The organism is Saccharopolyspora antiqui (assembly GCF_052246905.1).
Taxonomy (GTDB): domain Bacteria; phylum Actinomycetota; class Actinomycetes; order Mycobacteriales; family Pseudonocardiaceae; genus Saccharopolyspora.
This window is the reverse complement of the sequence record NZ_JBQQBO010000006.1, coordinates 135,550-158,020: the sequence shown is the minus strand read 5'-3', so window position 1 is coordinate 158,020 and position 22,471 is coordinate 135,550. Positions and strand designations below refer to the sequence as shown.

The 22,471-nt window shown below is 69.3% G+C and carries 26 protein-coding genes; 10 read left to right on the top strand and 16 right to left on the bottom strand.

Features of this window, described 5'->3' with window-relative positions; genetic code table 11:
- Nucleotides 1-147 precede the first annotated feature (147 nt).
- Nucleotides 148-1,269 carry a glycerophosphodiester phosphodiesterase gene (locus ACTWQN_RS12850; protein ID WP_443203650.1) on the top strand — a complete coding sequence of 374 codons (1,122 nt, stop codon included), beginning with the start codon at nucleotides 148-150 and terminating at the stop codon, nucleotides 1,267-1,269.
- A gap of 68 nt (nucleotides 1,270-1,337) precedes the next feature.
- Nucleotides 1,338-2,951, top strand: coding sequence for a Na+/H+ antiporter (locus ACTWQN_RS12845; RefSeq protein ID WP_443203649.1), 1,614 nt, complete (start codon nucleotides 1,338-1,340; stop codon nucleotides 2,949-2,951).
- A 60-nt stretch (nucleotides 2,952-3,011) separates the two neighbouring features.
- Here the strand turns inward: ACTWQN_RS12845 and ACTWQN_RS12840 are convergent, their stop codons facing one another.
- Entirely contained in the window at nucleotides 3,012-4,298 is a 1,287-nt protein-coding gene (locus tag ACTWQN_RS12840; protein ID WP_443203648.1) for an adenylosuccinate synthase, read from the bottom strand.
- 103 nt (nucleotides 4,299-4,401) lie between these two features.
- Here ACTWQN_RS12840 and ACTWQN_RS12835 point away from each other — a divergent pair, with 103 nt between their 5' ends.
- Together ACTWQN_RS12835 and ACTWQN_RS12830 are read left to right on the top strand one after the other, a co-directional pair.
- The gene (locus ACTWQN_RS12835) at nucleotides 4,402-5,103 is read left to right on the top strand and encodes a hypothetical protein (RefSeq protein ID WP_443203647.1); all 702 of its coding nucleotides are present in this window, start codon (nucleotides 4,402-4,404) and stop codon (nucleotides 5,101-5,103) included.
- A 311-nt stretch (nucleotides 5,104-5,414) separates the two neighbouring features.
- Nucleotides 5,415-6,062, top strand: a complete 648-nt coding sequence (locus tag ACTWQN_RS12830; protein ID WP_443203646.1) for an HNH endonuclease family protein — start codon at nucleotides 5,415-5,417, stop codon at nucleotides 6,060-6,062.
- A gap of 88 nt (nucleotides 6,063-6,150) precedes the next feature.
- Here the strand turns inward: ACTWQN_RS12830 and ACTWQN_RS12825 are convergent, their stop codons facing one another.
- Nucleotides 6,151-6,801: a hypothetical protein gene (locus ACTWQN_RS12825; RefSeq protein WP_443203645.1), complete on the bottom strand. Its 651-nt coding sequence runs from the start codon at nucleotides 6,799-6,801 to the stop codon at nucleotides 6,151-6,153.
- 183 nt (nucleotides 6,802-6,984) lie between these two features.
- Here ACTWQN_RS12825 and ACTWQN_RS12820 point away from each other — a divergent pair, with 183 nt between their 5' ends.
- Nucleotides 6,985-7,272 (top strand): hypothetical protein, encoded by a 288-nt coding sequence (locus tag ACTWQN_RS12820; protein ID WP_443203644.1) that lies wholly within the window; start codon nucleotides 6,985-6,987, stop codon nucleotides 7,270-7,272.
- Between the two features lie 60 nt (nucleotides 7,273-7,332).
- On the opposite strand, the gene ACTWQN_RS12815 is transcribed toward ACTWQN_RS12820, so the two are convergent.
- From ACTWQN_RS12815 to ACTWQN_RS12800, 4 genes are all read right to left on the bottom strand, one after another.
- A complete protein-coding gene (locus ACTWQN_RS12815) occupies nucleotides 7,333-8,433 on the bottom strand; it encodes an FUSC family protein (RefSeq protein ID WP_443203643.1) in 1,101 nt (366 codons plus the stop codon).
- Between the two features lie 113 nt (nucleotides 8,434-8,546).
- The gene (locus ACTWQN_RS12810; RefSeq protein ID WP_443203642.1) at nucleotides 8,547-8,957 is read right to left on the bottom strand and encodes a DUF3151 domain-containing protein; all 411 of its coding nucleotides are present in this window, start codon (nucleotides 8,955-8,957) and stop codon (nucleotides 8,547-8,549) included.
- A gap of 149 nt (nucleotides 8,958-9,106) precedes the next feature.
- On the bottom strand, nucleotides 9,107-10,141 hold the full coding sequence (fbaA, locus tag ACTWQN_RS12805) for a class II fructose-bisphosphate aldolase (protein WP_443203641.1): 1,035 nt from the start codon (nucleotides 10,139-10,141) through the stop codon (nucleotides 9,107-9,109).
- Between the two features lie 210 nt (nucleotides 10,142-10,351).
- Nucleotides 10,352-10,630: a YciI family protein gene (locus ACTWQN_RS12800; protein ID WP_443203640.1), complete on the bottom strand. Its 279-nt coding sequence runs from the start codon at nucleotides 10,628-10,630 to the stop codon at nucleotides 10,352-10,354.
- A 90-nt stretch (nucleotides 10,631-10,720) separates the two neighbouring features.
- Here ACTWQN_RS12800 and ACTWQN_RS12795 point away from each other — a divergent pair, with 90 nt between their 5' ends.
- The 5 genes from ACTWQN_RS12795 (at nucleotide 10,721) to ACTWQN_RS12775 (ending at nucleotide 14,530) form a co-directional block, all read left to right on the top strand.
- Nucleotides 10,721-11,293 carry a SigE family RNA polymerase sigma factor gene (locus ACTWQN_RS12795; protein WP_443203639.1) on the top strand — a complete coding sequence of 191 codons (573 nt, stop codon included), beginning with the start codon at nucleotides 10,721-10,723 and terminating at the stop codon, nucleotides 11,291-11,293.
- A 74-nt stretch (nucleotides 11,294-11,367) separates the two neighbouring features.
- Nucleotides 11,368-12,294, top strand: a complete 927-nt coding sequence (locus ACTWQN_RS12790; RefSeq protein WP_443203638.1) for an ROK family protein — start codon at nucleotides 11,368-11,370, stop codon at nucleotides 12,292-12,294.
- Complete coding sequence (gene nagA / locus ACTWQN_RS12785; protein ID WP_443203637.1) at nucleotides 12,291-13,433, top strand: N-acetylglucosamine-6-phosphate deacetylase; 1,143 nt, start codon at nucleotides 12,291-12,293, stop codon at nucleotides 13,431-13,433. Before ACTWQN_RS12790 ends, nagA begins: the two co-directional genes overlap by 4 nt.
- A 48-nt stretch (nucleotides 13,434-13,481) precedes the next feature.
- A complete protein-coding gene (locus ACTWQN_RS12780; protein ID WP_443203636.1) occupies nucleotides 13,482-13,685 on the top strand; it encodes a hypothetical protein in 204 nt (67 codons plus the stop codon).
- A 161-nt stretch (nucleotides 13,686-13,846) separates the two neighbouring features.
- Nucleotides 13,847-14,530 (top strand): DedA family protein, encoded by a 684-nt coding sequence (locus ACTWQN_RS12775; protein WP_443203635.1) that lies wholly within the window; start codon nucleotides 13,847-13,849, stop codon nucleotides 14,528-14,530.
- A 99-nt stretch (nucleotides 14,531-14,629) separates the two neighbouring features.
- Here the strand turns inward: ACTWQN_RS12775 and ACTWQN_RS12770 are convergent, their stop codons facing one another.
- The 10 genes from ACTWQN_RS12770 to ACTWQN_RS12725 all read right to left on the bottom strand — a co-directional run bounded on the left by ACTWQN_RS12770 (nucleotide 14,630) and on the right by ACTWQN_RS12725 (nucleotide 22,468).
- The gene (locus tag ACTWQN_RS12770; protein ID WP_443203634.1) at nucleotides 14,630-15,274 is read right to left on the bottom strand and encodes a TrmH family RNA methyltransferase; all 645 of its coding nucleotides are present in this window, start codon (nucleotides 15,272-15,274) and stop codon (nucleotides 14,630-14,632) included.
- A complete protein-coding gene (pyrE, locus tag ACTWQN_RS12765; protein WP_443203633.1) occupies nucleotides 15,271-15,819 on the bottom strand; it encodes an orotate phosphoribosyltransferase in 549 nt (182 codons plus the stop codon). Before pyrE ends, ACTWQN_RS12770 begins: the two co-directional genes overlap by 4 nt.
- A gap of 168 nt (nucleotides 15,820-15,987) precedes the next feature.
- Nucleotides 15,988-16,761 (bottom strand): SDR family NAD(P)-dependent oxidoreductase, encoded by a 774-nt coding sequence (locus ACTWQN_RS12760; RefSeq protein WP_443203632.1) that lies wholly within the window; start codon nucleotides 16,759-16,761, stop codon nucleotides 15,988-15,990.
- Between the two features lie 190 nt (nucleotides 16,762-16,951).
- The gene (locus ACTWQN_RS12755) at nucleotides 16,952-17,650 is read right to left on the bottom strand and encodes a TtfA family protein (RefSeq protein WP_443203631.1); all 699 of its coding nucleotides are present in this window, start codon (nucleotides 17,648-17,650) and stop codon (nucleotides 16,952-16,954) included.
- A gap of 163 nt (nucleotides 17,651-17,813) precedes the next feature.
- Nucleotides 17,814-18,605, bottom strand: coding sequence for a S1 family peptidase (locus ACTWQN_RS12750; protein WP_443203630.1), 792 nt, complete (start codon nucleotides 18,603-18,605; stop codon nucleotides 17,814-17,816).
- Between the two features lie 32 nt (nucleotides 18,606-18,637).
- Nucleotides 18,638-19,570, bottom strand: coding sequence for an ABC-2 membrane transporter-related protein (locus tag ACTWQN_RS12745; protein ID WP_443203629.1), 933 nt, complete (start codon nucleotides 19,568-19,570; stop codon nucleotides 18,638-18,640).
- A 71-nt stretch (nucleotides 19,571-19,641) separates the two neighbouring features.
- A complete protein-coding gene (locus tag ACTWQN_RS12740; RefSeq protein ID WP_443203628.1) occupies nucleotides 19,642-20,424 on the bottom strand; it encodes an ABC-2 membrane transporter-related protein in 783 nt (260 codons plus the stop codon).
- A complete protein-coding gene (locus tag ACTWQN_RS12735) occupies nucleotides 20,421-21,290 on the bottom strand; it encodes an ABC transporter ATP-binding protein (RefSeq protein WP_443203627.1) in 870 nt (289 codons plus the stop codon). The genes ACTWQN_RS12740 and ACTWQN_RS12735 overlap by 4 nt, the downstream gene beginning before the upstream one ends.
- Nucleotides 21,287-21,679: a GntR family transcriptional regulator gene (locus tag ACTWQN_RS12730; RefSeq protein ID WP_443203626.1), complete on the bottom strand. Its 393-nt coding sequence runs from the start codon at nucleotides 21,677-21,679 to the stop codon at nucleotides 21,287-21,289. Before ACTWQN_RS12730 ends, ACTWQN_RS12735 begins: the two co-directional genes overlap by 4 nt.
- 162 nt (nucleotides 21,680-21,841) lie before the next feature.
- The gene (locus tag ACTWQN_RS12725; RefSeq protein WP_443203625.1) at nucleotides 21,842-22,468 is read right to left on the bottom strand and encodes a TetR/AcrR family transcriptional regulator; all 627 of its coding nucleotides are present in this window, start codon (nucleotides 22,466-22,468) and stop codon (nucleotides 21,842-21,844) included.
- Between the last annotated feature and the right edge of the window lie 3 nt (nucleotides 22,469-22,471).

The window sequence follows — 22,471 nt, the reverse complement described above, 5'->3', positions numbered from 1 at the left end:
GGCCCGTTCACGACGGTCGGCGCCGGTAGTTCACCTGGCGGTCGGCGAGGTGTTGCCCGGCCTTGCGCGAATGGTCGATTGCAGCGGCAAGGGTTTTGCCCGAATGTGCGGCGTTGATCGACGTGCGCGCGAGACACAGGAGGGCAAATGACGATCCGGGTACGCCTGACGGCACTGTCCGTCGCAGGCGCCGCGGCGTTGGGGCTGCTGGCAGCACCCGCCATCGCGGCCCCCAACCGACCGGACACCGCAGATCGGGTGGAGGTCTTCGGGCACCGCGGTGCCTCCGGGTACCGGCCCGAGCACACGCTGGCCTCCTACGAACTGGCCGCCCGGATGGGTGCCGACTACATCGAGCCGGACCTGGTGCCCACCAAGGACGGCGTGCTGGTCGCCCGGCACGAGAACGAGATCGGCGGCACCACCGACGTCGCCACGCACCCCGAGTTCGCCGACCGCAAGACCACCAAGGTCATCGACGGCGTCGAGATGACCGGCTGGTTCACCGAGGACTTCACCCTGGCCGAGCTCAAGACGCTGCGCGCCACCGAACGCATCCCGGACATCCGGCCGAACAACACCATCTACAACGGCCGCTTCGAGGTGCCGACGTTCCAGGAGGTCCTGGACCTGCGCGCCCGGCTGTCCAAGGAGCTGCGCCGCGAGATCGGCGTCGCCCCGGAGACCAAGCACCCGAGCTACTTCGCCAAGCTCGGCCTGCCGCTGGAGCCCGGTGTGGTCAAGACGCTGAACGACAACGGCCTGAACCGGCCGAACGCGAAGGTCGTCGTGCAGTCCTTCGAGGTGGGCAACCTGAAGGAGCTCAACCGGCAGTTGCGCGTGAACCTGGTGCAGCTGATCAGCAACACCGGCGCGCCGCAGGACTTCATCGAGGCCGGGGACCCGCGCACCTACGCCGACCTGGTCAAGCCGGAGGGACTGCGGGAGATCGCGGGCTACGCGGACGTGATCGGCCCGGACACCAAGGTGATCCTGCCGGTGAACCCCGACGGCTACCTCACCGAGCCGACCACCGTCGTCGCCGACGCGCACCAGGCCGGGCTGCAGGTGGTGCCGTACACGGTGCGGGCCGAGAACAGCTTCCTGCCCGCCGACTTCCGGTCCTCGACCGACCAGACCGCCTACGGCGACGTGTTCAGCTTCTTCCACGCGCTGTTCGACCAGGGCATCGACGGGATCTTCAGCGACAACCCGGACATCGCGGTGGCCGCCCGCGACGAGCACGAGGCCGCGACCGCCGGTAGGTGATCAACCGGTGGTGGGCGATCGGGCCACCGGGACACCTAATCTGTCCATGATGGACGGAGGTGACCCCGGTGGCCCAACTGCTGCTCGTCCTGATCGGTGCGCTGCTGGTCACCGCGCTCGCCCGCAGCCGCGAGATCGCCTCGCCACTGCTGCTGGTCCTGGTCGGCCTGGTGGTGTCGCTGATCCCCGGCACCGCGGAGCTGCGGATCGATCCGGAGCTGCTGCTGTCGGCGGTGCTCCCGCCGCTGCTGTACGCCACGGCGCTGGAGAGCTCCTACACCAACTTCCGGGCCCGGATCAGGCCGATCGTGCACCACGGCGTGCTGCAGGTCATCGCCACGGCCGTCGTGATCGGTTGGCTGGCCTACGTGCTCATTCCGGAACTGCCGCTGAACTCGGCGATCGTGCTCGGCGCGCTGATCGCGCCGCCGGATGCGGTGACCGCCGCCGCGATCGGCCGCCAGCTGAAGCTGCCGCGCGGCATGATGACGGTCCTCGGCGGCGAAAGCCTGATCAACGACGCGGCCGCGCTCACCGTCTACCGGATGGCGATCGGCGCCGTCGTCGGCGCCACCCCGACCTTGGCGCAGGGTGCGTGGGTGTTCCTGCTTGCCGTGGTGGTCGGCGTCGGCATGGGGCTGGTGTTCGGGGTGCTCGCGCAGATCGCCCGAACCCGCATCCCCGATGTGCAGGTGGCGACCATGCTGGGCGTGCTCGTGCCGTTCATCGCATACCTCACCGCCGAGCAGTTGCAGGGTTCCGGTGTGCTCGCGGTGGTCACCGCCGGGCTCTACGTCGGCCACAACCAGCCGAGGGCGCGGGCCGCCGGGCGGCTGCAGGAGCACACCGTCTGGGTGTCGATCAACCTGCTGCTGGAAAGCCTGGTGTTCGCCTACATCGGGCTGCAGCTGAAGACGGTGGCGACCGACGTCATCGCCTCCGGGCGGCACATCGGGCTCCTGCTGGTGGCGGCCTTGCTGCTGCTGGCGGCGACGATCGGCTTCCGGATCGTGTGGATGTTCTGCTCCAACTACATCCCGGGCCTGTCGCACCTGTTGACCGGCGGCCGCAGGCGCGGCAGCCGGTGGCGGCGCACCACCGTGCTGTCGTGGACGGCGATGCGCGGCGTGGTGACCCTCGCGGCCGCGGGCGCGATCCCGTACACCACCGGCAGCGGCGCGCCGTTCCCGTCGCGGGAGCTGATCCAGTTCGTGGCGTTCGTGATCACGGTGGGCACCATCCTGGTGCAGGGCACCACGCTGCCGTGGCTGATCCGGAAGCTGGGCATCGACGATCTGGACGAGGCCGCGCGCGACGACCAGGCGGAGGCCGGGGCGAGGGTGACGGCGACCAACGCCGCCCTGCGCTACCTGGACGGGCTCACCCCGGCGGACCTGGGCACCGAGCCGGAGCACTTCCAGCGGATCATCGGCCGGATGAAGGACCTGGTGGAGCACCAGGGGATGGCCGCGGCGGAGCAGGTCGGCCGCACTCCGGCGGAGCGGGCGGACACGGCGAGCAAGATGTTCTCCGACCTGCGCCGCGATGTGCTGGAGGTGCAGCGTTCGGCGATGGCCGACGAACGGGACGCGGGCAACGTCGACGACGAGGTGCTGCGCCGCGTGCTGCGCGAACTCGACCTCCACGAAGCCGCCCTCGACAGCTCCTGGCGCAACCGCTGACGTTGAGCACCACTCGTGAGCGGTTGTTCCGCCGCTTACCGGAACAACCGCTCACGACCCTCAAGCCATGGTGTGGCGGACGATGGTCTGGTCGCGGCCGGGGCCGACGCCGATCGCCGAGACGCGCGCCCCGGCGAGTTCCTCGATGCGCTCGATGTAAGCCCGCGCGTTGGCGGGGAGGTCCTCGAAGCTGCGCGCTCCGCTGATGTCCTCCCACCAGCCCGGCATCTCCTCGTACACCGGCACCGCGTGGTGCACCGCGGTCTGCGTCATCGGCATCTCGTCGATCCGCTCGCCGTCCACGTCGTAGGCGACGCAGATCGGGATCGTCTCCAGCCCGGAGAGCACGTCCAGCTTGGTCAGGAAGTAGTCGGTGATGCCGTTGACCCGGGTCGCGTAGCGCGCGATCACCGCGTCGAACCACCCGGTGCGCCGCGACCGGCCGGTGGTCACGCCGAACTCGCCGCCCTGCTTTCGCAGGTTCTCCCCGGCCTCGTCGATCAGCTCGGTCGGGAACGGACCGGCCCCGACGCGGGTGGTGTAGGCCTTCAGGATGCCGATCACCGCGTTGATCTTCGTCGGTCCGATGCCGGAGCCCGCGCACGCGCCGCCCGCGGTCGGGTTCGACGAGGTCACGAACGGGTAGGTGCCGTGGTCGACGTCCAGCAGGGTGCCCTGCGAGCCCTCCAGCAGAACGGTTTCGCCGCGATCCAGCGCCTGGTTGATCAGCAGCTTGGTGTCGGCGATGCGGCTGGCGAACTGCTCGGCCTGGCCGAGCACGGAGTCCACCACTTCTTCCGGATCCATCGCGCGGCGGTTGTAGACCTTGACCAGGATCTGGTTCTTGAAGTCCAGCGCGGCTTCGACCTTCTGCCGCAGGATCTTCTCGTCCAGCACGTCCTGCACCCGCACCCCGACCCGGGCGATCTTGTCCTGGTAGCAGGGCCCGATGCCGCGGCCGGTGGTGCCGATCTGCTTCTTGCCCAGGTATCGCTCGGTGACCCGGTCGATGGCCACGTGGTACGGCATGATCAGGTGCGCGTCGGCGGAGATCAGCAGCCGCGAGGTGTCCACGCCGCGGTCCTCCAGCCCGGCCAGTTCTTCCAGCAGCACCCCGGGATCGACCACGACGCCGTTGCCGATCACGTTGGTCACCCCAGGGGTGAGGATCCCCGATGGGATGAGGTGCAGGGCGAAGTCCTGCCCGTCCGGCAACACCACGGTGTGACCCGCGTTGTTGCCGCCCTGGTAGCGGACGACCCACTGCGCCTGCTCGCCGAGCAGGTCGGTCGCCTTACCCTTGCCCTCGTCGCCCCACTGGGCGCCGATCAGCACGATCGCCGGCATGTGAAACTCCAACCTGGATTGGGTGGTCGCCAGCGTGACCGCACGCTTCGCCCGCTCCCACCACGGGGTATGCCGGTCGATCAGGGTAAACCAGGAGCGAAACGTGAGTACCACCGCATTGTCCTGCGGAAACGTTGACCGCGCAGCGCGTCCGTCCGGTGACGGCGTGCAATGGTTCGACGTCCCGGCGACGCCAGGCCGCGAAGACCTGGATCCGCTGCTCGCCGCCGCCGGAGATCGCCTGGTGGTGCAAGGCACCGACGCCGATCTGGCGGCTGTCGTGCTGCGGCTGCTCCGGAAGAACCTGCTGGCGGACCTGGTCGTCGGCTACGTCCCGGTCGTCGATTCGCCGGTCGCGCGGCTGCGGGGACTGGCGGTCGGCGACTTCGACCGCGCGCTGACCGCCGCGCCGCGACCGGCGGCGTTGATCCGGGACGACTCGGGCGGGGTGCTGCTCGGCGCGGGGCTGATCGAGCCGATCACCGGCCAGGTGTACTGCGATGACGAGCAGGTGCTCGACGGCACCGCGCTGAGCGTCGAGGTTTCCCCCGATCCGGCCGCCACGCCGCTGCCGGAGTCCACTTCGGACCCGTTGAGCAGCGAGCTCGAACCGGCCACCGACGGTCTGCTGGTCACCACCGTCCGCCGGGGCCTGCTGCGCCGCCGCCGCGACATCGCCCGGGGCCGCGCGGTGCAGGCATCGTTCCGGCCCTCGCAGGTTCGCCACGACGGCATCGCGCACCCGCGCCCGGTGCAGAAGTGGGTCTGGTACCGCCACACCGAAGATCTGCGACTGGCCTGGTAACCACGGGATCAAGCCCCCGCTCGCCGTGCTGATCGGTCGATTCGGGCCACCGATCTTCGGCGAACCGGACATTCGGTCGGTCAATTTCCGGCAGTATCTCCGGATCTCCGGCCCCCACCCCAGGCGCTCTAACGGCGAAATCAGCCGATCGGCGCAGTGGCGTGCCCGGTGCGAAATTCACCAAGCAGTGGCACGATCAGTGGCGGTTTCACGCCAAGTCATCCATTGGCCACGCTCCGGCATTGCCTCGGCTACCTGCGTGGGCAATGGTCAACTTCGACATCGGCGAGACGCTCACGCGGAGGAAGCCAATGACAGGCCACCGATCGTTGCGCGCCACCTTGACCGCCCTGACCGCCTTGCCGCTGGCGGGCGTTCTCGGCCTCGCGCTGGCGATGCCAGCCAACTCCGAGCCCCCCGGCATCCCCGATCCGGCGACGGCGCAAGCCCAGCTCGGCGAGCTGACCGTCGCCCCGGAGGGCTCGATGGACGGCTACAGCAGGGACATGTTCCCGCACTGGATCGAGGGACCGGACAACTGCAACACCCGCGAATCGGTGCTCAAGCGCGACGGGGACGGCGTGGAGGTCGGCTCCGACTGCTACCCGACCTCGGGCAGCTGGTTCAGCCCCTACGACGGCGAAACCTGGACCCAGCCGTCCGATGTGGACATCGATCACGTGGTGCCGCTGGCCGCCGCGTGGCGTTCCGGTGCCGCGCAGTGGACCCAGTCCGAGCGCCAGTCGTTCGCCAACGACCTGGACAGCCCGCAGCTGATCGCGGTCACCGACAACGTCAACCAGGAGAAGGGCGACCAGACCCCGGACCAGTGGATGCCGCCGGTGACCGGCTACCACTGCACCTACGCGTCGATGTGGGTCGCCTCCAAGCACAAGTACCAGCTGACCATCACCCAGGCGGAGAAGAGCGCGCTGCAGTCGGCCCTCGACGGCTGCTGATCGGCATCGGCGCCCCGACCCACCTCCCCGGGCCGGGGCGCCGACCAGCTCGTCTGGTGCCCGGTCGATTCAGCGGGTCACCGAGCTGCTAGTTCAGCGCGAGTTCCGGGTCGGTGGCGAGCACGTCGAGCTGATCGAAGGGCACCGCGATCTCCGGGCGCGGATTCGGGTCCTGCTGGCCGTCGATGATCGGGTCGTAGCTGTAGCTGCTGATCATCGTGACGCTGCCGTCGAGCATGTAGTGCGACGCCGTCGCGACCTGGAAAGCCGGATCGCCGCTGTGCCCGATCTGGTGCAGCAGGACGGATCCATCTTCGAGCAGCAGTCCGTCGCAGGACGCGACGATCCAGCCGCCCTCGCTCTCGCACGCCTGCCCGGGCGATTCCTGCACCACTCCGGGCGCGTTGTACTGCGCGGTCACGCCGGTGCGGCCGATCGCGTCGTGGAAAACGGTGGTTCCGTGCAGGAATTGGCTGTCGCTGAGCTGTTGCGGCTTCGGCGTCACCGGGTCCACGGCCTGCGGAACCGCCGCCGGGAACACCTCCGTCAAGTGCTGCTGCAGTTCGGTGGCCCGCTTGTCCAGCTCCTCCGGCGGGTAGTTCGGCGGGGTCGTACCGACTGGCGGCCAGACGATGTCGGGGACGTCGGCCGGGGCAGCCGACGCTGCCAGCGGCAGCGCGACCAGCGTCGCGGCGGTCAACGTGATGGCCGCTGCGAAGCGGGCGATCTTGCGTTTCATCGGATCTCCTCCGGTGTGTTCGCGGCGCACGGCGTGATCACGCCTTCCCCGCGCCGTCATGAATACAGACGCGTGGGCGGAAAAGAGGTTGATCAGCGCTGCGCGGCCCGCGCCGCCAAGTGCCCCGCGGCACGTGGCGGGACATACTGGCGACGTCCGGATCACCCGCGAAGGGGCAGTGCGATGCAGGACCGAACCGGCCCGCCGACAGCCGCCGTGCTGCGTTCCTCGGTGCTGGCACCGCCGGGTGGCGTGATGACCGACGAGGTCGGGGTGATCACCGGCGAGTTGGAGCTGGCCACCGAATGCGTCGGCGGCGATGTCACGGTGTGGGTGCGCTACGCGGGCGCCGCCGAGTGGTACCGGCTCTCAGCCGCCGACTGCCACCTCCACGACCAGCGTGATCACAGTGCGCTGCACAGCGCGTTGGCCGCGGTCCTGAACCGCCCGACCGCCCACCTGCGCGGCTGATCCACCCGAGAAGACCACCTTCACCGTTCCTGCTGCCCGGGGGGCCTACCGCTCGGGGGCTTACTGCTCGGAGGCTCGCTGCTCGGGGTGCAGCGGCGGCAGGGCGGCGGTCGCCTCGCCCCGGCTGAGGCCGGTGGCCTGCAGGAGGTCCACCGCGATCGAGCGCACCTGCAGCACCACGACCTGCATCGAGAAATCCCCTTCGCCGAGCAGCTCCACTGTGGACTTCTTGGCCACCGAACGGGCGGCCTCCCGGCTCTGCAGCGGGTCGACCCCGCTGGCCAGCTCGTCGCGCAACAGCACGACAGCGCCCGCCAATTCCTCCAGAAGTCCCGGCAGCGGGCGCGGCACCGGCTCACCGTCGCGCAGCGCGGCCAGCGCCCGGCGCGCCAGCACGCGGGTGTTGCGCAGCGCGCGGTCGATCGGCGTCGCCGCGGTCTCGTAGCGTTCCAGCTCGCCGCGCCGCCGCCACCGGATGGGCGCGAACCGGGCGATCTCCAGTCCGGCCTCCAACGCGGTGCGGAATTCCTCCACGGAACGTTGGCTCTTGCGGGCTTTCGCCAACACGTCGGTGGCCAGCTCAAGATCCTGGCGCGCCACCGCGTTGGCGACGCCCCGCAGCGCGTCGGCGAGCGCACCGAGCACCAGACGCCCGTTGCGGTGCGCCACCGCGAGCGGGTTGGCGGGTAGCAGCGCGGCGACGATGAAACCGACCAGCCCACCGATCGCCGCGTCGATCATCCGCGTCAGCCCGCCCTCGCTGGCCGGCGGCAGCAGCGTCGCGACCAGCACCGATGACGACGCGGCCTGCAGCACGATCACGCCGCCGCTGTCCAGCAGCACGGCGGTGCTCATGGCCAGCGCGACGACCAGCGCGATCTGCCAGGCACCGGTGCCGATGATGGAGATCAGGATGTCGCCGACACCGATGCCGATGCTGACGCCCACCACCAGCTCCAGGGCGCGCCGCATCCGCTGGCCCAACGACACGCCGAGCGAGATGACCGCGGCGATCGGCGCGAAGAACGGCGCCGGGTGCCCGAACACGTGCCGGGCCAGGAACCACGCGAGACCAGCCGCCACCGCGCACTGCACGATCGGAACGCCGGCGCGCATTAGGCGGCGCAAGCGGCGGACGAGCTCCTCGCGCAGTCGCTGCATACCGCACATTGTCGTTCAGATCGGCGCGCGTTCCGAGAGCAGCCGAGGTGAAGGGCACCTTTCACCAACTAACTTGGGAGAAGGTGCCCTTCACGCTGCGCCCGATCGGTTGATCAGGCGAGGTCGGTGGCTTGCAGGGAGGCCGGGTCGCTGTCGGCGAGCAGTTGACGGCAGCGGTCGAACTCCTCGTCCTCGCCGATCGCCTTCGCCGCCTTGGCCAGCGCCGCGATCGAGCGCAGCACGCCCTGGTTCGGGACGTGCCGCCACGGCACCGGACCGAAGCCCTTCCAGCCCGCCTTGCGCAGCGCGTCCAGGCCGCGGTGGTAGCCGGTGCGGGCGTAGGCGTAGGCGGCGATGTGCTCGCCGGCGTCCAGCGCCGATTCCGCGAGGGTGGCCCACGCGGCGCTGAACGTCGGGTGGTGCGCGGCGACCTCGGCCGGATCGGTGCCCGCGGCCAACTCGCCCTGCGCCGCCTCGTTTTCCGGCAGCAGGGTTTCCGGCGGTTCCAACAGGTTCCTAGTCATGGCCCCAATCCTTCCAGCCGCACCAACGGCCCGTCCGCCACCAACCAAACGGGCCGTCCAAACGCACACATCACCCGATCCAGTCCGAGTGAAGGGCACCTTCTACCGACTTACTCGGTCAAAGGTGCCCTTCACCCCGAAAAATTCGCTCAGCCAGCGAGCATGCGACCGGCGGACTTCAGGTTCTCGCAGGCGTGGGCCACGCGGGCGGCCATCGCCTGCTCGGCCACCTTCAGGTAGCTGCGCGGGTCGTAGGTCTTCTTGTTGCCGACCTCGCCGTCGACCTTCAGCACACCGTCGTAGTTCTTCAGCATGTGGTCCGCGATGGGCCGGGTGAAGGCGTACTGGGTGTCGGTGTCGATGTTCATCTTCACCACGCCGTAGGAGACCGCCTCGTGGATCTCCTCCAGCAGCGAACCGGAGCCGCCGTGGAAGACCAGGTCGAACGGCTTCGAACCGGCGGGCAGGCCGAGCTTCTCGGACACCACGTCCTGGCCCTGCTTGAGGATCTCCGGCCGCAGCTTGACGTTGCCCGGCTTGTAGACGCCGTGCACGTTGCCGAACGTCGCGGCCAGCAGGTAGCGGCCCTTCTCGCCGGTGCCGAGCGCGTCGACGGTCCGCTCGTAGTCGCCGGGCGCGGTGTAGAGCTTCTCGTTGATGTCGTTGGCGACGCCGTCTTCCTCGCCGCCGACGACGCCGACCTCCAACTCCAGGATGATCTTGGCCTGGGCGGCGGCGGCCAGCAGTTCCTGGGCGATCTCCAGGTTCTCGGTCAGCTCGACCGCGGAGCCGTCCCACATGTGCGACTGGAACAGCGGGTTCTCGCCGCGGTTGACCCGCTCCTGGCTGATCTGGATCAGCGGCCGGACGTAGCCGTCCAGCTTGTCCTTCGGGCAGTGGTCGGTGTGCAGCGCGACGTTCACCGGGTACTTCGCGGCCACCACGTGCGCGAACTCGGCTAGCGCGCTCGCGCCGGTGACCATGTCCTTCACCTTGGTGCCGGAGGCGAACTCGGCGCCACCGGTCGAGACCTGGATGATGCCGTCACTCTCGGCCTCGGCGAACCCGCGCAGCGCCGCGTTTAGCGTCTCCGACGAGGTCACGTTGATGGCCGGGTAGGCGAATTCGCCCGCCTTCGCCCGGTCCAGCATCTCCGCGTAGACCTCGGGGGTCGCGATGGGCATCGGTCGTCCTCCTCGGGTGGAGTTAAGTAGGTGGTGACGGGGAGTTGCGCAGCATCCTACGAGCCGGTGTCAGCGACCAGCGGGCACTTCCAGCCCGGTGCCACACTTTCGCGTCACAGTGCCCCAGCCGGGGCGGTCTTGGAAAGCCGGTGTCAGGATTCAGAACCGGACAAATCCTGTGTACATCCTCACACGCTGCGGGTTCGGCGGCTACAGCCACGCCCCGGTGACCGTCTGCCACTCGCGGATGGTGGTCCCGGCGATCACCCCGGCCTCGGTGTAGGGGTCCGCGTCCAGGACCTCCTGGAGCTCGTCGGCATCGGCCACCTCGTAGACGAGCAGCGCGCCCCGCTGGTCTTCGAACGGGCCACCGACCAGGAGCACACCGCGATCGGCCAGGCCTCTGGAGTACTCCCGGTGCGCGGGCCGCACCTGCAGTCGGTGCTCCTCGTCCTCGCCGTACACCAACTCGACCACGAACCTGGCCATCCCGACACCTCCGTCATCGACCACCGATCGACGCCGACGCTACCCGGTCGAGGGACACCAGCCGCTGGGCAGCCGGTAGGTTGTCCGATCATGGCCGGTGATTCGCACAGTGCCGAACGCAGCGTCGAACAAACCCTCGGGCACCTGCGTGCGCTGGACAGCGCGTCGATGGAGATCCCGGCCCGACCGCTGACCCTGGAAGACCTGTACCGCCAGCAGCGGATGCGGATGGTGCGGCTGGCGATCCTGCTGGTGGACGACCCGGCGACGGCCGAAGACGTGGTGCAGGAGGCGTTCACCGGGCTCTACCGGAACTGGTCCAGCCTGCGGGACGCGCGGGCGGCCATCGGGTACCTGCGGACCGCGGTGGTCAACGGCAGCCGGTCGGTGCTGCGCCGCCGCAAGACCGCCCGCGAATACCAGCCGCCGCACCAGACCGACGCCCGGTCCGCCGAATCCTTGGCGATGTTGACCGCCGAACACCAGGCGGTGGTGGTCGCGCTGGGCAAGCTGCCGCGCAGGCAGCGCGAAGTGCTGGTGCTGCGCTACTACGGCGACCTCTCGGAAGCGGAGATCGCCGAGGCCACCGGGGTGTCGCGGGGCACCGTGAAGTCGACCGCGAGCCGCGGCCTGGAGGCCCTGCAGAAGCTGCTGGGCACCTGATCGCGACCAAGTCCAGCGAACGACACACCAATTTGGTGTAGACCACTGGGCCGCTGTAGCGGAGGATCGTCGGCGTGACCGCACACGCCATCGCCGTCGACGTCGGCGGTACCGAGATGAAAGCCGCGCTGGTGGCCGTCGACCACGACACCGCCCAGCCGTTGCGGCGCCTGCGCCGCCCGACGCCACGCGGCTCCGACGGCGCCGCGACCGCCGATCGCGTCGTCGACACCGTCACCGAACTGGTGTCCGACCTGCGCGGCGGCGCGGAGAACGCAGTCGACGCGGTAGGCGTGGTGGTGCCCGGCGTGGTCGACGAGGCGCGTGGTGTCGGGGTTTTCTCCGCGAACCTCGGTTGGCGGGACGCGCCGCTGCGCGAGCAGCTGGCCGCCCGCATCGACCTGCCGCTGGGCTTCGGCCACGACGTGCGCGCGGGTGGACTCGCCGAAGTGCGCTTCGGCGCTGCTCGCGGCATGCGCGACGTGGTCGTGCTGCCGATCGGGACCGGGATCGCGGCGGCGATGGTGCTCGACGGGCAGCTGTACTCCGGGGGCGGCTTCGCGGGCGAGATCGGGCACGTCGACATCGGGCACGGCGAACCGTGCGGGTGCGGCAGCAGCGGATGCGTCGAAGCGGTCGCGTCGTCGGCCGCCGTCGCCCGGCGCTACCAGGCGCGCACCGGTAGGGAAGCAACCGCCGCCGAGGTCGCCACCGCGGTGCGGGCGGGCGATCCGGACGCGCAAGCTGTCTGGCAGGACGCGATCGACGCGCTCGCCCGCGGCCTGCTGGTGCTGGTGACGGTCGCGGCGCCCGAATGCATCGTGCTCGGCGGTGGGTTCGCCCGAGCCGGAAAACTTCTCACCGAGCCGCTGCGCACCCGATTGGACGGCATGCTGGCGGCATATCACCGCCGCCCTCACCTCAAACTGGCCGAGCTCGGCGACACCGCGGGCTGCCTCGGCGCAGCACTGCTGGCGACGGAAGGGTTGAAAACACCGTGAACGATCCCGAACTGATCCTCGCCGGTGGGCGGGTCGTCACCCCGGGCGGAGTGCTGGACGACGGCTGGGTCGGCGTCTCGGGCGGGAAGATCTCCGCAGTCGGCACCGGCCCGGCGCCCAAGGCCGCCAGCACCTTCGAGCTCGCCGGACGCTGGCTGGTGCCCGGCTTCGTGGACATCCACTGCCACGGCGGTGGCGGCGGCTCCTTCACCGGCATCGAGGTCGACCAAGCGCACGCCGCGATCAACACGCACCGCTCGCACGGCACGACGACGATGCTGGCCAGCCTGGTGTCGGCGCCGCTGCCCGACCTGGCCAAGCAGATCGGCGCGCTCAGCGAACTGGTCACCGACGGCGCGCTGGCGGGCATCCACCTGGAAGGGCCGTTCCTGTCCGCGGCGCGCTGCGGCGCGCACGACCCGGCGATCCTCCGGCCACCGGAAACCTCCGCGGTCCAGCAGCTGCTGGACGCCGGGCGGGGTGCGGTCCGGATGGTGACCTTGGCCCCGGAGCTGCCGAACTCGATGAACGCCATCCGGCAGCTCGTCGACCACGGGGTGATCGCCGCGGTCGGGCACACCGACGCAGTGCTGGACCAGGTGGTGCCCGCGGTGGAAGCGGGCGCGACGGTGGCCACGCACCTGTTCAACGCCATGCGGCCGCTGCACCACCGGGAGCCGGGGCCGATCGGCGTCCTGCTGGAGGACGAGCGGGTGACCGTGGAGCTGATCTGCGACCTGGTGCACCTGCATCCGGCCGTGGTGAAGCTGGCGGCCTCGCACGCGGGCACCGGGCGGACCGTGCTGGTCACCGACGCGATCAGCGCGACCGAGGCGGGCGACGGCACCTACGAGCTGGGCAAACTGCCGGTCACCGTGACCGACGGCGAGCCTCGGCTGGCGGATGGTTCGCTGGCGGGCAGCACGTTGACCATGGACGTGGCGTTCCGCAACCTCGTAGCCACCTGCGGGCTGACGGTGCCGGAAGCGGTCGCGGCCTCCGCGACCAAGCCCGCGCACCTGCTCGGCCTCGCCGACCGGATCGGCGAGATCCGCCCCGGCCTGGCAGCCGACCTGGTCGTCCTGGACGAAACCCTGAACCTGAACGCGGTGCTGAACAACGGCACCCAACTGCGCTGACCCGCCAACCGACCATTCCGGGTGGGCGATCGTCGCTAGGCTCGGGCTGTGACCTCACCAGACCCCGCGCATCTGCTCTCCGCCGCGCTGCGGGCCCAGGCCGGTGGCAGTCCGGGCCCGGCTGCGCCACCGCAAGCCGCGCCGCCCCGCAAGCGGTTGCCGGTCCTCGGGGTCCTGCTGTTCGCGCTGCTGCTCGGCCTGTTGGCTGGCGGCATCGCCGGAGTGCTCACCTTGTTCTACCCGGCCGGGTGAGCGCGGCGGCAGAAGTCCCTTAGAACAGCCCACTTTCCGTCGCGACGACACCCCTGATCCCCAGCACCTCCACCGCCGGGTGATCGGGGAGTTGCCCAGCGCATTCGGCGGTTGTTCGCCCGAGGGCTGGCGCTGGGGCGGCCACGGTACCGTTGGCAGCCGTGACGACCGAATTGCCAGCGATTGTCGACGCCGCCACTCCCGCGCTCGCGCTGCTGCCGGACTGGCTGGACCCGGAACACATCATCGAGTCCATGGGCCCCTTCGCGCTGATCGGCGTGTGCCTGATCATCTTCGCCGAATGCGGCCTGCTCATCGGGTTCTTCCTGCCGGGTGACTCGTTGTTGTTCGTCACCGGCCTGTTCGTCGCCACCGGCGCGATCGACACCCCGATCTGGCTGGTCTGCCTGCTGTTGGCGGTGTGCGCGTTCGTGGGCAACGTGACGGGTTATTGGATCGGTCGCAAGGTCGGACCGACGATGTTCAGCAAACCGGACTCGAAGCTGTTCAAACGCGAGCACGTGGACAAGACCCACGAGTTCTTCGAGCGTTACGGGGCACGCGCGATCATCATGGCGCGGTTCGTCCCGATCGTGCGGACCTTCATCACGGCCGTCGCCGGTGTCGCGCGGATGGATCAGCGGAAGTTCTTCACCTACTCCGCGATCGGTGGTGTCGCGTGGACGGTGAGCATGACGGTGCTCGGCTTCTTCCTCGGCAACATCCCGTGGATCAAGAACAACCTCGAAGTGATGGCGATCGTGATCGTGCTGGTCTCGATCATCCCGATCATCATCGAATACGTGAAGGGCCGCCGCGAAAAGGCCCGCAACGCCGCCAGCTGACCAGCACCGGCGTCGCCTGAACGGCGTGCTCCGTTCGGGCGAAGGGTGAAGGGCACCTTTTACCAACTTACTTGGTAGAAGGTGCCCTTCACCTCGTTCTCACCAGGCTTCGGCGAGGTTGGCGTGTTGTTGGATCCAGGTGTGCATGACGACGCCCGCTGCGACTCCGGCGTTGATCGACCGGGTTGATCCGAACTGGGCGATGGAGACCACCAGGTCCGCGTCGCGCCGCGAGTCCTCCCGCAGACCGGGGCCTTCCTGCCCGAACAGCAACACGCACCGGCGCGGCAACGCGGTCCGCTCGACCGGCTGGGCGCCGACGGTGTTGTCCACCGCCACCAGCGCGAGGTCGTGCTCCTTCGCATACCCGCGCAGCTCCGCCAGGTCGGCGTGGTGCTGGATGTGCTGGTACCGGTCGGTGACCATCGCGCCGCGCCGGTTCCAGCGCCGCCGCCCCACGATGTGCACGGCCTTAGCGGCGAACGCGTTGGCGGTGCGCACCACCGTGCCGATGTTGTGGTCGTGCTGGAAGTTCTCGATGGCCACGTGGAAGTCGTGCCGCCGCAGGTCGAGGTCGGCGACGATCGCTTCGCGCCGCCAGTACCGGTAGTGGTCGACGACGTTGCGGCGATCGCCGTGCTCCAACAGCTCCGGGTCGTAGCGCTCGTCGCTGGGCCACGGCCCGGACCACGGGCCGACTCCGACGGTGCTGCCCCACTCGGTGGGACCGAGGTCCTCGCTCACGCCAACCCGAGATCCGGCAAGCTCAGCAGCGAGCGGTACGGCAACCCGGCTGCCTCGATCGCCTCGCGCGCCCCGGTGTCGCGGTCGACCACGGTGGCCACTCCGACGACCTCGGCGTCGACCGAGCGCAGCGCTTCGACCGCGGTGAGGACGCTGCCTCCGGTGGTCGAGGTGTCCTCGACGGCGAGCACTCGGCGACCGGTGACGTCCGGGCCTTCGACGAGCCGCTGCATGCCGTGCGCCTTGGCGTTCTTGCGCACCACGAAGGAGTCCAGCGCGGGGCCTTCGGCGTGCATCATCGCGACCGCGACGGGGTCGGCGCCGAGGGTGAGACCGCCGACGGCGACGTAGTCCCAGTCGGCGGTGAGCTGGCGCAGCAGGTTGCCGATCAGCGGTGCCGCCTGGTGTTGCAGCGTCGCGCGGCGGAGATCGACGTAGTAGTCGGCTTCCTTGCCGGAGGACAACGTGACCCGACCGTGCACCACGGCGAGCTCCCGGACGAGGCGGGCGAGCTCGGTGCGCTGCTGTTCATCCACTTTGACCACGAGTTTTCAGCATACCGGCCGCCTCTCCGCCCCCTACGACTCCGGGGTCGCAACCGCACTCGGCGGCACCACCGGGTGCCGAGACGGAGTGAGGGGCACCCGTGCCCCAGTAACTGGGTCACAGGTGCCCCTCACCCCTCACCACAACGGTGCCGGAGCACGGACGGCTCAGGTGCGTCCCGGGGTTGTTCGGGTCACGATCATGCGCTGCAACTTCTGCGGCACCAACCGGCCGAGGGTGACGAGCGCCTTGTACTGCACACCCGGCACCGACACGGCCTTGCCGCGGCGCAGATCGGCCAGCGCCTCGTGCACCACCTGGTCGGCCTGCAACCAGAACGACTTGGGCAGCCGCCCCATCTCCAGCCCGGCCCGCTGGTGGAACTCGGTCTGGGTGAATCCGGGGCACAGCGCCATGATCCGCACCCCTGATCCGGCCAGTGCCACCGACAGCCCTTCGGACAACGCGGTCACGTACGCCTTGGACGCCGCGTAGGTCGACCCCGACACCGAGAAGAACCCGGCGACGCTGGACACGTTGATCACGTCGCCCCGGCCGCGTTCCCGCATGCCCCGCACCGCCGCGTGGGTCAACGCCAGCACGGCGGCCACGTTGACGTCGAGCTGCCGTTGCAGCGTCGCGGCTTCGGCGTCCCAGAACGAGCCGGAGGTACCGAATCCGGCGTTGTTGACCAGCAGGTCGACCGGTCGCTGGTCGTCGGCGAGGCGCTGCTCGACCTCGGCCCGCTGGTCGGCATCGGCCAGATCGGCCGGGAGGACTTCGACCCGGACGTTGTGCCGGGCCTGCAGGCGGTCGGCGAGTTCGGCGAGCCGCCCGGTGTCGCGGGCCACCAGGACCATGTCGTGGCCTTCCGCGGCGAGTCGGCGGGCGAAGGCGCGCCCGATGCCTGCGGTGGCGCCGGTGACGAGTGCGGTAGCCATGTGCCGAACCTACCGAAGAGTTCACCCCTGGGCCGAGAAGGGCTCGGCCTCGTCTTCGCAGCGGCCGTGCCGCCTTCGACTCCTGCGGCGGGGACGGGCGATTTCGCGCGAAATCGTCACCCACTCCCCACGAGAAGCGGCGCGGTAGCGCGCAATACGCGCGAAAGCGCCGCTCTGTCTCGCGGCCGGGTCAGTGCTGGTGTTCCGAGGAGGTTTCGGCCTGGGCGGGGATCTCCGCCTCGTTCGGGTCGGTGTCGAACGGGTCGACCAGGTCGGCGAGTTCGCCGAGGTCGCGCAGCAGTCGCTCCAGCCGCGCCGGGTCGGCGTCGTCGGGGTGCAGCGCCGCGAGCACCCAGTCGTTCTCCAGCCACACCACGGTGACGTCGTGGCCGATTTCTTCGGTGGCGTCCACCAGATCCGGTGTCACCAGCGGCCGGGCGGCGGCCACCTCGGTGACGAAGGCGTACCGGGACCCGACCGGGCCGAGCAGGTCCAGCCCGGAGTCCTGCGGCACCGGCACGTCCGGCAGCCACAGCTCGATGGTGGCCGGGGCGGTCCGCCGACAGCGGATCGCGACCAGCACCGCGGCGCTCTTGCCGCTGACGTCCAGGTCGAGGACGTACACCTGGCGCCGCCCGTCGGCGGTGAACGTCGACCCGGCCACCACGTCGACGGCGGTCACGCTGCTGTACTGGGCGAGCACGCCGCGATCCCACCGGGTCGGCAGGACTTGGTCGGCCTCGGCGAACTGCCAGCCGCGCAGCGCCGCCCAGCGGCGCCGTTCCCGGTTGTTCGAGGTGCGCTGCGATCGATCGGCGATCAGCAGCGCGACACCCGCACCGATCGCGACGACGGCGATGACGAACCAGAGCCACGCAGGTATGCCCACAGTGCGCAGGGTAGTCCGATCACTGCGGAACACGAAGATCACCTGGACATCCGGTGTGGAACCGCACCATTGGTTGTCACTGACCTGGGAAAACCCGGTGGGAATGCCGGAGGACGGGCGGCGTGCCGCCCGTCCTCCACTCAGCCCCCAGGGGTACCGCGTCTCAGCCGAGAGTCGAGGCCCCGGTGGTCTGCGCGATCCAGTCCCGGAAGACCGTGGCATCGGTGTAGATGCTCGGCGTGCTGGTGCAGACGTTGGCCTCGTCGCCGCCCTGCGCGAAGCGGCTGGCGATGCCGGAGACCATCCACTCGCCGTCGGGGTCGCGAACCAGCGAGGGCCCGCCGGAGTCGCCCTGGCACATGGACTGCCCGCCCGGGCTGAGCGTGCAGATGTCCACGGTCCCGTCGGAGTCCTCCGCGCAGTCCGAGTCAGCAGTCGCCTCGGTGTCCAACTGCTTGAGCCGCTGCGGGAAGACCGAGTCCTCGCCGCACTCGGCCATGGTGCACTCCCGCCCCCAGCCGATCAGCCTGGTGTCCTTGCCCGGCTCGGGGCTCGCGTCCGCGATCCGCACCGTGGGCAGGTCGACCGGCTTGTCCAGCTTCAGCAGCGCGATGTCGTACTGCGCCAGGAAGTTCTGCTTGTACTGCGGGTGCAGGACGATCTGGGTGACGTTGCGGACCTCGCCGCCGCCCAGCCGGTCCGGACTGCCGGTGCGGGTGGTGAACTGCTCCGGCTGGTAGATGTCCACGCAGTGCCCGGCGGTGAGCACCCACTGCTCGTCGATCAGGGAGCCGCCGCAGTGAAAGCGCGGTTCGTCGGGCATCTGCACCGAGGTCATGAAGGGGTAGGGCTCGTCGGCGGGCCCACCACCGATGATCGCGTTCGCCGTGCCGGTGCCGACCACCGTCGCGGCCACCGCAAGCGCCGCGGCGGTCAGCAATTTTCGAGTGCGCATGGTTTTCCTCTCGCAGCGATCTGGTTCGGGTTTCACACGGCCTTGCGCTGCAACAGCCGGTAGGTCGCCACGACGCAGGCGGCGGCCAGCACCAGGAAGATCCCGGTCTCGATGAGCTGGAAGGTCCAGAAGTGGTCGACCGGCTGGATTTCCACCATCCGCGCGAAGCCGGCCTGGTTGAGCTGCTCCAGTTGCTGCGTGTTGAAGCCGGTCGCGGAGCACGGGATCCCGGCCTGCTGGCATGCCTGCGTCATGTCCAGCACTTCGCCCGAAGCGCTGCCGAAGTACGTATCGACCAGCGTCCCCTGGTTGCCCAGCGAGTCGTAGTCCGCCGCGCGCATCTGCACCGTCGGCAGGTAGTGGTAGCGCAGCCAGCCCGCGATGGGCGCCAGCACAACGAGGAATCCGACCAGCGCGGCGCCCATGCTCAGCAGCAGGTGTCGGAGCACGGTACCGGCGAGGACGCCGAGCGCGAAACCGAACAGGCACATCGCCGGGAACACCGGGAACGCCGCCGAGTAGACGTCGAACCAGCCGCGCATCGGCGCCGCGGGGGCGTAGTACCACATGAAGGCGGCCGAAACCAGCGAGCTGAACAGCAGTACGACAGCGCCGAGCATCAGGACCTTGCGGCTCAACCAGTAGGTCCGGGAGATGCCCTGGGTCCAGGTGTAGCGCAGGGTGCGCTGCTCAAGTTCCTTGGCCAGCAACGGCGCTCCGAGGAAGACGCCCACCAGCGCGGGTGCCAGCGGGATCAGCGTCCCGCGGAACTGTTCGATGAGCGCGATCTGCGGGAGGTGGCTACCGCAGTCGTAGTTGATGCCGATGCACAAGCCCAGCCCGTCCGCATCAAGTCCAGCGCGCAGCTGGCTGCTGATCACCAGCAGAACGGCGGCGATGCCGACGAACACGACACCTATACCGGAGACCGCGAAGCGGTGTTGCCGCCAGGTCAGCCAGATCATCCCAGAGCCTCCTGTAGTTTTTGGGCAGCATTCGGCAACAGCCCTAATGACATGGGGTTTCTCCTTGCGAATCAGGTAAGTTTGCGGCGCAGCCACCAGAACGCGGTGGCCAGGCACAAAGCGCCGAGCGCCAGGTAAATCCCGGTTTCGACGAACTGGAAGGTCCAGTACCGGTCGGCGGGGTGGAAGAGGCGGACGTAGCGGTCGCCTTCGAAGCGCTCACCGATCACCAGGGCGCCGGGTGGCGCCGGTGCTCCCAGCTCAGGCGCGGGGGCCGTGCTGCGGATCGGCGTCTGGTAAGACGAGCGCAGCTGCGAAACCGCGATGAACACCGCCGCCGAGGTAGCCAGGGTCGCCGCCATCGCGGGAATCATCCCCCGCAACGCGGTGCCGTACAGGACTCCCAGTGCGAAGGCGAACAGGCAGCTGGCCGGGAAGACCGGTGCGGCCTGGTTGAAGATCCGGAACCATCCGGTCGTCGGCGCTTCCGGCCGGAACAGCCACATGTGCGCCACGGCGCACGCGGTGCTCAGCAGCAGTACCGCGCCACCGGCGATCAGGATCTTGGTCCGCAGCCAGCGCGCGCGGGAGATGCCTTGCGTCCACGAGAAGCGGAACGTGCGGCTGTCCAGTTCGCGGGCCACCACCGGGGCACCGACGAAAATGCCGACCAGCAGCGGAAGCAGCAGCAGCCGACCGTAGCTCTCGACAGCCGCGAGGATGCGAACCAGTGCGGACCCCTCGGGTACCGCCGCCAGCGGTTCGCAGCAAAGGTAGAAAGCGGCGAGACCGAGGAAGACGGCGGCGAAGGCGGCGATCCCGGTGCGGTGCTGCCGCCAGGCCAACCAGGTCACGCCGCGAGCTCCGCAGCCTGCTCCTTCGCAACGGCGAGGCTGAGGTACCGCATCACCAGTTCTTCCAAGTTGACCCGCTGTTCGCGCCAACTGGCGTCGGCCCGGACCGCACCGCGCACCAGGACCGTCGCCCGGTCCTCGTTGACGTGGCGGTGCACCGCGCCAGCGGGAGACGGCGCAGTGGTGGGTCCGACCAGCACGCGGTGTTCGTCCAGCAGGGTGTCGATATCGCCGACGAGCTTGACAGTTCCGCGGTCGAGCACCACGAGGTAATCGCAGAGCCGTTCCAGTTCGGATACCACGTGCGAGGACAGCACCACGGTGCAGTCCCGATCGGCCTTGGCGGCCATCAGGCTGGACATCATCTCGCGGCGCGCCAGCGGGTCGAGGCTGGCCACCGGCTCGTCGAGGACCAGCAGATCGGGTTCCTTGGCCAGGGCCAGCGCCAGCGCGACCTGCGCCCGCTGGCCGCCGGAGATCTCACCGACCTTGCTGTTCAACGCGATGTCCAGTTCGGCGAGTCGATCGGTGGCGATCTGCTGGTTCCACCGAGCGTTGAGCAACCGACCGGCTTTGAGCATCTCGTCGATCCGGAAGTTCCGGTACATCGAGTGCTCCTGGTCGATGTAGGCGACGCGGTGCAGCACGGTGCCGGGCACGACCCGCTCGCCGAACACTTCCTCCCGTCCCTCGGTCGGTGCCAGCAGGCCGACCATCAGGTTCATCAGCGTGGACTTGCCCGCACCGTTCGGGCCGACGAGCCCGACCACCCGGCCCGCCGGGATCTCGATGGTGCAGTTGCGCAGCGCCCACTTCCGCCGGTAGCGCTTGCCCAGCCCGGTGGTTTTGATCGCTATCTCGGTCAAGACTTCCCCTCAGATCGATTCTCGTGGAGCACCGTCGCGACCATCGCGGCGATGCCCTCGGCATCCATGCCCGCCTCGTAGGCGGCGGTCAACCACTTCTCCAGATCGACGCGCAGTTCGGCCTGCTTCTCGGCGGGTAGCCCGGTCAGGCCGCGTTCGATGAACGTGCCCTGGCCGGGTCGCCCCTTCGCCAATCCCTTGTGCTCCAGCTCGCGATAGGCCTTCAACACCGTGTTGGGGTTGATGACCAGGTTCTTCGCGACTTGCTTGACGGTGGGTAGCCGATCCCCGACGTGCAGCTGTCCGAGCCGGAGAGCGTGCTCGACCTGGTGCACGAGCTGCCGGTACGGCGGCACACCCGATCCCGTGTCAACCCGGAACTCGATCAAGCACTCACTCCAATCTCTATTTACCTATGACCATAGGATAATGGTGTATCAACCTTGGTCAAGAGGAACCCCCGAAAATGCCCCTGAACAGCAAAAATCCGCCCGAGCCGAAGCTCGGACGGCAGGTGGGACAGGGACCTCGGGCAGGACGAACCGGGCGCGTCAGGAGCCGAAGTTGTCGCAGAGCGCTTGCCACTCGTCGCGATCCGGCGCTGGCCCCCTCAGCTCGGGACCACCGGTGCGCAGGCCTTCGAGCACCAGGCCCAGGTAGCGGGCGCGGAGCTCGGCACGACGGGACTCGCCGGTCGGCAGCGCGGGGTTGAGGTGCTTGAACAGCAGCAGGATGTCGGTCCAGTCGACGTCCGCGCGCAGTTCGCCGGACTGCTTCGCGGCCTCGACCAACTCCTCGATCACCTTCGCGACGCGCCGCTGCAAGTTCCGGAACTCGTCGGAGTAGGCGTACTGCTTGCCCACCGGCGGCAACACCGTGCCGATGCCCGCCCCTTCGCGCAGGCAGCGGTGCATGAACCGGGTGAGGGCCTGCCACGGATCGGACTCCTCGGCCCGAGCCGCCTCCGCTTCGTCGAGGATCAGCCGGAACGCGGCGATGCGAACCTGCTCGACCAGTTCCTGCTTGCTCGGGTACCGGCGGTACACGCTCGCCACGCCGACTCCCGCGCGCTTGGCGACCTCGGCCATCGGGGCCGCGAAGCCCTGCTCGGCGAACACCGAGCGAGCCGCGGCGATGACCTGGTCGTCATATCGCGCCGATCTGTTCAGTGTGGCCACGAC